Raw genomic sequence first — 6482 nt, forward strand, 5'->3', positions numbered from 1 at the left:
CGGCCCGGGGGCGGACGGACGCGGCTGGGTGACGAGCCACTTCCGCCCGGCGCTCCCGCCTGGCTGCGCGCGATGACGACGTTGGAAGGCGTGGAACCACGACCCGGTGACGCGCCGACGCGCGAGGAGCGCACGCCACTGCCGCTGCCGGCACCCGGACGTCCCGCGCGACTGCCGCTGGCCCGGCTGCCGCTCCCTCGCTCGTTGACGCCGGAGCTGGAGCCGCCGCTGGGCATCGCATCGAACTGCTCGGCGCTGACGTCCTCCACCGACTCCATCATCGCGTCGATGAGCTCCTGCGCGCTCTGGTAGCGGTCCTCCTTCTCGGGGGACAGGGCCTTGCGAAAGAAGGCATCCAGCGCGGCGGGGACCGGGGCGCCCTGGCGCTTGGAGTTGACCGCGGGCACCTGCTGCGTGAGCGACGCGGTGAGCGCCTTGCGCACGGTGTTCGCGCCGAACGGCGAGCTGCCCGTGAGGCAGAAGTAGAGCACGCCCGCCATGGAGTACAGGTCGGAGCGCTGGTCCACGGCCTCGCCGCCGGCCTGCTCTGGCGGCATGTACTGCGGCGTGCCCAGCACCTGGCCGGTGGAGGTGAGCTGCTCCTCCTCCTCGGCCTCGAGCGCCTTGACCAGACCGAAGTCCAGCACCTTGACGAAGTCCCGCCCGCCCAGGTCCTGCACCATGATGTTGTGCGGCTTCAGGTCGCGGTGGACGCAACCTTCCTGGTGCGCGTGGGCGAGGCCCTGGGTGGCCTGCTCGATGAGGCTGGTGGCGCGGCGCAGGGACATGGGCCCCTCGCGCTTCACCACTTCCTTGAGGCTTTCGCCCTGGAGCAGCTCCATCACGTAGTAGCAGGTGCCGTCGGGGGCGCGGCCGAAGTCGAAGATGGTGATGACGTTCGGGTGGCGCAGGCGGCTGGCGATCTCCGCCTCTCGTCGGAAGCGCTCGAAGAACTGGGGCGCGGCGGCGAGCGACGGGTTGAGCGTCTTCACCGCGACGGGGCGCTGCACCGAGGTCTGCGTGGCGCGGAACACCATGCCCATGCCGCCCTGGCCGAGCACGCTCTCAATCTTGTAGCGGCCATCGAGCACCTGGCCGATGAGCTGGAGGCTCTGGCCTGAGCAGAGGTGGTCGACGCCGTCGGTGCTTCCGCAATGGGGACAGGGGGCAGCCATGTGGGGCCGGAGTATAGGCAGGCCCCGGGCAGGTCCGGAAAGGGGACGTTGGCCCCCACGGTCTCCAGACAGGCATCTGAGCCATTTCCCGAGGAGCCCAGGGCTGTTACATCCCCGGCCGCCATGAGCCTCGTCATCGCCCAGGACCTCAGCCTCTCCTATGGAAAGAAGGTCCTCTTCGACAGCGACAGCTTCACCCTCGGCCCCAAGGACCGTGTAGGCCTCGTCGGGGCCAACGGGACGGGGAAGAGCACCCTGATGAAAATCCTGGCGGGGGTCGCCCAGCCGGATTCAGGGTCCCTGACCTACCGTCGCCGGGCCCGCTGGGGGTATCTGCCCCAGGAAATCGCCGGGCTGCCGGAGGGCACGGTGGTGGAGGCGGTGATGAGCACCGTCCCGGGGCGCGACACCCTGGAGACCCGCCTCAAGGAGACCGAGGAGTCGCTCTCGGCGGCCACGGACGAGGAGGACCAGCTGGAGCTGGCCCAGTCCCTGGCGGACCTGCACGCGGAGCTGGACGACTTCGAGAACCGCTTCGGCCGGCACCACGCCGAGCGCATCCTCAAGGGCCTGGGCTTCAAGGACAACGACCTGGCCAAGCCCACCTCGGCCCTGTCGGGTGGCTGGCGGATGCGCGCGGCGCTGGCGGGACTGCTGCTCCAGGACCCTGACCTGTTGCTCCTCGACGAGCCGACCAACCACCTGGATGTCCCCACGCTCGCGTGGTTCGACGGCTTCCTGCGCCGCTCCAGCAAGGCGCTGGTGCTCATCTCCCACGACCGGGACTTCCTCAACCGGCAGATCAACCGCGTGGTGTCGCTGGAGCTCGAAGGCGTGCGCGAGTACGCCGGCAACTACGACGACTACAAGCGCCTGCGCGCCGAGGAGAAGGTGCTGCTCCAGGCCCGGGCGGAGAAGGTGGAGAACCGGCGCGCGGAGCTGCAGGGCTTCATCGACCGCTTCGGCGCGAAGGCCACCAAGGCCAAGCAGGCGCAGAGCCGCGCGAAGATGTTGGAGAAGCTGGAGAAGGTCCAGGTCCTGGAGGAGCGCTCGACGATGAAGTTCCGCTTCCCGGAAGTGGACCGGAGCGGGCGCGACGTGGTGACGCTGGAAGGCATCACCAAGCGCTATGGCGCGCAGACCGTGTACGACGGCCTTTCGGGCCGGGTGGAGCGCGGCCAGCGCATCGCCGTGGTGGGTGCCAACGGCGCGGGCAAGACGACTCTTCTGCGGATGGTGGCGGGGGAGCTGGTGCCGGACTCGGGCACGGTGACCATCGGGCACAACGTGGTGGTGGGCTATTACGCGCAGCACCACGCGGACAAGCTGGACCGACAGAACACCATCATCGAGGAAGTGCGCCCGCTCGCGGCGGACAAGCCGGAGAGCTACGTGCGCGGCGTGCTCGGCGCGTTCCTCTTCAGCGGCGATGACGTGGAGAAGCCCATTGGGGTGCTCAGCGGTGGTGAGCGGGCCCGCGTGGCGTTGGCCAAGCTGCTGCTGGTGCCCTCCAACTTCCTGCTGATGGACGAGCCCACCAACCACCTGGACCTGGACTCGGCGGAGATGCTGATCGAGGCGCTGAAGCTGTACGGCGGCACGTTGCTGTTCGTCAGCCACAGCCGCAGCTTCATCAACGGGTTGTGCACCCAGGTCTGGGAGGTGGCGGACGGGAAGCTGACGCCTCACCCGGGCAACCTGGACGACTACCTGTACCACCAGGAGCAGCAGCGTCTGAAGGCAGAGGCGGCGGCGGGTGGCGCGAGCGCGGCCCGAGGGGACACTGCGTCCTCCGTGGCGATGACGGAGAAGGAGCGCAAGCGGCAGGAGGCCGAGGCGCGTCAGCGGCGCAGCGTGGTGGAGGGTCCGCTCAAGAAGGAGATCTCCAAGCTGGAGGAGCAGATCGCCAAGGTGGAGGCCGCGCAGAAGGAGCGCGAGGCGCAGCTCGCCGACCCCGTCCTCTACAACGACTTCGCTCGCGCCAAGCCGCTCATGGACGCGCACCGCGAGGGCAAGGACACCCTGGATGACCTCTATGCGCGGTGGGAAGCCACGCAGGAGAAGCTGGCGCAGGCGACCGCGACCTTGAACTGAGGCGCGGTCCTCCGCCAGGCGCGCAGGGGGCCGCTCTCCTGTGAGCGCGGACCTCCGGCTCGTCTCGGCTCACTACCCGAAGACGCGCCTGAACAGCCACAGCAGCGCGGGGCCGGTGGTGTCCCCGGTGTAACCCGCGGCCATGTTCCCGGTGTAGCCGGACATAAGCGGGGTGCTCATCTCGGAGGACGGCTCCGCCTTCGTCAGCTCCTCCGTGAAGGGCGCGGAGCCCTCGGGCGCGCAGCTACCGCAGTACAGGGCTTCTTCCCAGACGAAGCCGTAGCGTGGCTTTACCTCGCGCTTGCACTCCGCGCACGCAGTCGCTCGCCCCAGCTTGAACGTGGGCCGCACGTCCAGCGGCGAGTCGCGATACTGCGCCGCTGCTTGCTGGAGCTGCTGCAGCTCGCCCGGGTCCAACGCCACGCCCGCGCAGTCCGAGCACACCTCCACCGTGACGCCCAGCACCTGAACCACGGGCAGCGGCGCATGCCCGCACCGGGGACAGCTGGGCGCGGGTGTTCCACAGCTGGGACATTCGGGGACGTACTGGACCTTCGCCTGACAGCCCTTGCACACGCCCGGGTGTCCCTTCGCGCGGCGCACCAGCGCGTCCGACACCGAGCCTCCCATCACCTTTGTCAGCGCCTCGCCCTCGAACCAGACGGAGCCGCAGTGGCCACACTCCTCGCGGGGCAAGCCTCCCAGGAAGGTGGGCCGCATCGTCTCGTGACAGAAGGGGCAGGCGCTCATGGCCAGACAGCCTAGCGCCAATCCCACTCAGCTTGCTCGGCGCCGCCGCTCACGCTTGGGCCGAGGCTCCGGGGCCGATGGGGCAGGGGGCTCTCGCAGCTCCTCCGGCATGGGGAACGACTGGGAGATGCGCGTCGCGGGCGGAGGGGTGCCCGTGCCCTCCGCGACGAGCCCCTCCGCGGGCTTCTCCGCCGGCAACGCGGGCAGGCGGATGATGAACGTGGTGCCTTCGCTCGCCTTGCTCTGCACGGAGATGCTGCCGCCGTGGTTCTTCACGATGCGCTGGCAGATGGCGAGCCCCAGCCCCGTGCCCTTCTGCTTCGTCGTGAAGAAGGGCACGAAGATGTGCGGCTGCTGGTCCGATGGAATGCCCGGGCCGTTGTCGGACACGCGCACCTCCAGCACCTCGCCCCCCGCGTTGCGGAACTCGCCGAAGCGCTCCGGCTTCTCCGTGCGCACGGTGATTCGACCCTCGCGCGTGTCCAACGCCTGCACCGCGTTCTGCACCAGGTTGATGAGCACCTGCTTGAGCTGCTCGGCGTCTCCATCCGCTCGGGGCAGGAGCAAGTCCAACTCCACCGCGAGCTGGACGTTCGCCGGCACGTCGTTCTGGATGAGGCGCATCGTCCGCGTCACGACTTCGTTCAAGTCCGTGGGCCCGAAGCTCTGCTTCATCGGCCGCGCGTAGTCGAGGAACGCCGTCACCACGCCGTTGAGCCGGTTGACCTCCTCGACGATGACCTCCAGGAACTCGCCGTCCTCACCCGGCAGCCGCATGGGGTCCAGACACTGCGCCGCGCCCTTGATGGCCCCCAGCGGATTGCGAATCTCGTGCGCGAGGCCGGCCGCCATCTCTCCCAGCGCCGCCAGTCGATCTCTCTCTCGAATCTTCTCGTACAGCTTCGAGTTCTCCAGCACCGTCGCCAGCTTCTCCGCGACCTCCAGGATGAGGGCAATCTCATCGGACGCGTACGCCTCCGGCACCCGCTCGTCCCAGAGATTCAGGAAGCCGATGACCCGGTCATTGCCCACCATCGGCACGCTGATGCCGGCCTTCATCTGCACCAGCGCCGCGCGCGTGTCGTTCAGCCGCTTGAGCTCGTCGCGGTAGCGCCGTCCCTCCACCGACTGGAGTCGCATCGTCGCGCCACGCCGCTCCACGTTCTCCAGCAGCACGGCCTTCTGCCCGCTGGCCACCGCGAACAACAGGCCGCGCGCCGCCGCCGTGTCCAGGAACGACACCGGCAACGGCCCCCGCGAATCCAGCAGCCGATACCCCGGCCGATCCTCCGCGAGCAGATACACCGACGCATGCGTCACGCGGCCCGTCTCGTGGAGCGTGTCGAGCACCAGTCGCGCCAGCTCGGAGATGTCGATGACGTTCGCCATCCGCGCCCGCAACATCCCCAGCGCGTCCAGCAACGCGAAGCGCTCGCGGAAGAAGATGCGCACCACCATCTCCTCCACCTTCGTGCGCAGCGGGTCCAACAGGATGAGGATGACGAACGCCGCCACCACCGTGTTGAAGACGAACAGCCCCGTGTCCTCGTCCACCCACGCCGTCAGCACGGTGAAGACGGCCGCGAGGATGACCGCCAGCACCGTCTGCGAGGCGATCTTTCCCAACAGCTCATGCAGGTCCATCAGCCGCAGCCGCAACAGCGTCTGCGCGAGGAAGAACAGGTACAGCGTGGTGAAGACGGGCCCGAGCGTCGGCAGCGGAATGACGGTGCCCAGGAAGTCGAGCGCCGAAAACAGGATGCCCGCCGCCGCGCCGATGGCGAGGTACATCAGCCTCAGTTGCTCGATGCGGGACTCGTTGGTCCGGACCCGGTGGAGCAGCAACGACACCGAAGCGAGCAGGGAGCCGAGCACCCAGACGCCCATGGCCACGCGAGCCCACACCTTGTCGGCCAGGGGGGTGACGGCCACGGCCAGGCCCAGGAAGACCGACAGGAGGGCGAGCCGGCGGCCGACCTGGTGTGTTCCCTTGCTGACATCCAAGAACTCGAGGAAGAAGCCCACGGCCGCGCCTGGGACGAGCGAGGCGACGAGCACGGTGATGCCCAGGGTGATGCGTGCCGCCCAGGGGTAGGTCGCCGCGGGAAAGAGGCTGTGGAAGAAGAACGAGAGGTAGTACCCGGCCACCGTCAGGGCGAAGACGGAGTACAGGGTGAGGACCTTCGGCCGGGCCGGGCGCAACAACATGGACACGCCCAGGGCCAGGCCGATGATGGATGCCAGCAGAGCGCTCTGAGTCCGGATGTCCATGGGCGTGCGGACAGTCTAACCTGTGTCCACCTCCGGAAATTTTCCATGCACTCCCGGTTGTCATGGGGCGAGCCCGCGCCCACCTCCCAGGGTCCCCAGCCCCGCGTATGAAGCCCTTCCTGCCCAAGCTCGCCGTCGTCGCCTCCGCGCTCCTCTTGTCCGCGCAGGCTCCCGCACCCCAGGTCTCCACCC

At 68.7% G+C, this 6482-nt stretch carries 4 protein-coding genes; 1 reads left to right on the forward strand and 3 read right to left on the reverse strand.

Going from position 1 to position 6482, the window contains the following annotated elements; genetic code table 11:
• Positions 1-1043 (reverse strand): serine/threonine-protein kinase (locus tag HR086_RS43585; RefSeq protein WP_254626721.1); only part of this gene is annotated, 1043 nt, incomplete at its 3' end.
• A gap of 255 nt (positions 1044-1298) precedes the next feature.
• Between HR086_RS43585 and HR086_RS43590 the strand changes: the two genes are divergently transcribed.
• Complete coding sequence (locus HR086_RS43590; RefSeq protein WP_174468591.1) at positions 1299-3269, forward strand: ABC-F family ATP-binding cassette domain-containing protein; 1971 nt, start codon at positions 1299-1301, stop codon at positions 3267-3269.
• Positions 3270-3341: 72 nt separating this feature from the next.
• Here HR086_RS43590 and HR086_RS43595 read toward each other — a convergent pair whose 3' ends face one another.
• Both HR086_RS43595 and HR086_RS43600 read right to left on the reverse strand, forming a co-directional pair.
• Positions 3342-4019 (reverse strand): zf-TFIIB domain-containing protein, encoded by a 678-nt coding sequence (locus tag HR086_RS43595; RefSeq protein ID WP_174468592.1) that lies wholly within the window; start codon positions 4017-4019, stop codon positions 3342-3344.
• A 27-nt stretch (positions 4020-4046) separates the two neighbouring features.
• Positions 4047-6290, reverse strand: a complete 2244-nt coding sequence (locus HR086_RS43600) for an ATP-binding protein (RefSeq protein WP_141649201.1) — start codon at positions 6288-6290, stop codon at positions 4047-4049.
• Positions 6291-6482: the final 192 nt, after the last annotated feature.

It is taken from the genome of Myxococcus sp. CA039A (assembly GCF_013336645.1).
GTDB lineage: Bacteria > Myxococcota > Myxococcia > Myxococcales > Myxococcaceae > Myxococcus > Myxococcus llanfairpwllgwyngyllgogerychwyrndrobwllllantysiliogogogochensis.